This window comes from Pseudoalteromonas sp. BSi20652 (assembly GCF_000239855.1).
Classification (GTDB): Bacteria; Pseudomonadota; Gammaproteobacteria; order Enterobacterales; family Alteromonadaceae; genus Pseudoalteromonas.
In genome coordinates this window covers 1-2,519 of record NZ_BADT01000229.1, presented here as the reverse complement: position 1 = coordinate 2,519, position 2,519 = coordinate 1, and the positions used below count along the sequence as shown (strand labels likewise).

Genomic DNA, 2,519 nt, shown 5'->3' with positions numbered 1-2,519 from the left:
ACACAAAGAGAAGAAAATGAGAAGACAAAGCCAATTGGTTTAAGTTATATGATATTTCACCACCGAGCTCACCCGCTGCACAGGGAAAACACGAGTAATGGTTAGTCACTGCTCCTTGTTTTCTCCTTCACTTCTCGGTGGTGATTTAGTTACTTGTTTATTAATGCAACTGATCAAACATAAAAGCGGTGCTTTTAAACGCCAGCAAGCTGCGCGTTTACAGGCGTTAATACCCAAGCCTAATAATATAACGTGTAGACCTAACGCTTGCTCACGTTGGAGCAAAACTTCTTATTACTTAATTAATTTACTAACTCGTGTAAGTTTTATAGCTCCTATTATTTGTTTATATAAAATTTAGCTATGCTGTTATGTAAATTTCACTCACTTAGTGGTAGTGTTTAATATACATACACTCGTTTCGTACCTAAAAGGGTTTTTACGTTTAACCATTCAACAGTGGAGTCAAAAATGTCTAACTGGGTTGATGCGACAGTAAAAAAAGTAACATGGTGGAGCGACACACTCTTTAGCCTAATTGTTAATGCCAATGTAGAGCCATTTGAAGCAGGGCAGTTCACAAAACTCTCTATTATAGAAGATGATAAACGTATCGCTCGTGCCTATTCTTATGTAAATGCACCCGATAACCCCGATTTAGAATTTTACTTAATTAAAGTAGAAGGAGGGTTATTATCTCCCCGATTAGCCCAATTAAAGACAGGTGATACCGTACTCATAGAACGCCGTGCTAGCGGCTTTTTTACACTCGGCGAAATACCACAAAGCGAGCAACTTTGGATGTTAGGCACGGGCACAGCAATAGGCCCGTTTTTATCTATTTTGCAGCAAAAAGAAGTATGGCAAAAGTACACGCATATAAACTTAGTGCATGGTGTGCGTTTTAATAACGACTTGAGTTATCAACCCCTTATTAATTCGCTATTACAAAAGCACCCTAAGCAGCTTAACTACATTCCGGTTGTAAGCCGGGAGGAGACGTTACAGGGCTTGCAAGGCCGTATTACCAATGCAATAAGCGCAAACAGTTTATTTACCAAAGCAAACTTAATCCCAGCGCCAACTAACGCACAATTTATGATTTGTGGGAACCCGCAAATGGTAAAAGACACGACCGAGCTTCTTATAAGTAAAAACTTTAAACGTAATCGCCGTCGAGAGCCCGGTCACATAACCGTTGAACAATACTGGTAAGGCTTTTGCTTTTGCGTATACATAATCGCTACCCGCAAACTCTAAAATTTGCTATGTTGCATTCCATTAAGCGTTTAGAGTTCATTCTAGGAAAGTTATGAAACCGTTATCAATTATTTTAGCTGTATTAGTCACCACAATAGCATTAATTACTTATGCCGCAGAGCAGCAGTCTGATCCAACCGAGTCAAAAATTAAAAGTGCAGAACAAGTTGCTATAAACAAAGACGGATTAACTACCGAAAAAATGAGTGCAGATAAAGCGGCTGAAGAAGTTGTAAAAGATGCTAACGATAAAGTAAATACACTCGAGTACAAAGCTGCTGAGCTAAAAAAGCCAATTATAGATAGTACTAAACCAGACGACTCAAAAGTGTTAGGTGACGAAACACCAAAACCAGTAGAAAAACCTAAAAATAAAGCAGATAAAGCAGTTGCCGTAGCTCAAGCCGAAAAAGCAGTTGCGCAAGCAAAAGAAGCACTTACAGCTAAGCAACAAACTAAAGCTAAGCAATCACGCGAATCACTCGCAGTAGTAGAGCAACTAGTTAAAGCATACAACGCACGTAATATAGAAGAGTTTATTCGTGTATATGATGAAGATGTAGAGTTTTATATTTTCCCAGATGAGCTATTATTTAAAGGAAAGGAAAAACTAATAGCACGTTACGGGCTTATGTTTAAAAAACTAAAGTGTATTCACTCATCACCCATTAAGCGCATAGTGCACGGTGACATAGTAATAGACCATGAGTTATCAGAAACCTGCTCAACTGATGAAAACGTTATAGATAAACGCTCTGAACTCATTTCGAGCTATCAAATTAAAAATGGTAAAATAATACGCGTATTATTTTTCAGATAAGGGTTAATATGCAAGTAAGCGACGAGAAAAAAATTCATTTAATGTACCGAGTAGAGCCGGGTTGTTTGGGTCCTGATGGCGTAAACCATATTGAAGATTTTTGTCGCTTTGCGAATAAGCATATTAAATCACCTTATTACAGCCAGTTTGTGTTTTTACCCCGCTACGACAAGCTAAAAGGCGAACGCCAATACAGCGTAAATAGTCGTAACTTATCGAAGGTTCAAGCAAAAGTATATTTAAACCACTTTGAAATACAAATAGATGATTTTGAAGATCAGCTAGACGAACTTCTCACTAAGGCAATCGATCTATATTTTAAGCGATAGCTTTTATTTTTGTGCATAGAGTTTGATGTGCGCATGGTAAACAATTTAATAAAAACGGTGCTTTTAAACGCCAGCAAGCAGCACGTTTAGATGTGTTTTACCCAAGTTTG

The 2,519-nt window shown here is 38.0% G+C and carries 3 protein-coding genes; all 3 read left to right on the top strand.

From position 1 onward, the window contains the following. Positions 1-471 precede the first annotated feature (471 nt). The 3 genes from P20652_RS01225 (at position 472) to P20652_RS01235 (ending at position 2,409) form a co-directional block, all read left to right on the top strand. A complete protein-coding gene (locus tag P20652_RS01225) occupies positions 472-1,215 on the top strand; it encodes a ferredoxin--NADP reductase (RefSeq protein WP_008172515.1) in 744 nt (247 codons plus the stop codon). A gap of 97 nt (positions 1,216-1,312) precedes the next feature. Then, positions 1,313-2,080 (top strand): nuclear transport factor 2 family protein, encoded by a 768-nt coding sequence (locus tag P20652_RS01230; protein ID WP_008172512.1) that lies wholly within the window; start codon positions 1,313-1,315, stop codon positions 2,078-2,080. Positions 2,081-2,088: 8 nt separating this feature from the next. After that, entirely contained in the window at positions 2,089-2,409 is a 321-nt protein-coding gene (locus P20652_RS01235; protein ID WP_008172510.1) for a hypothetical protein, read from the top strand. The last annotated feature ends 110 nt before the right edge of the window (positions 2,410-2,519 follow it).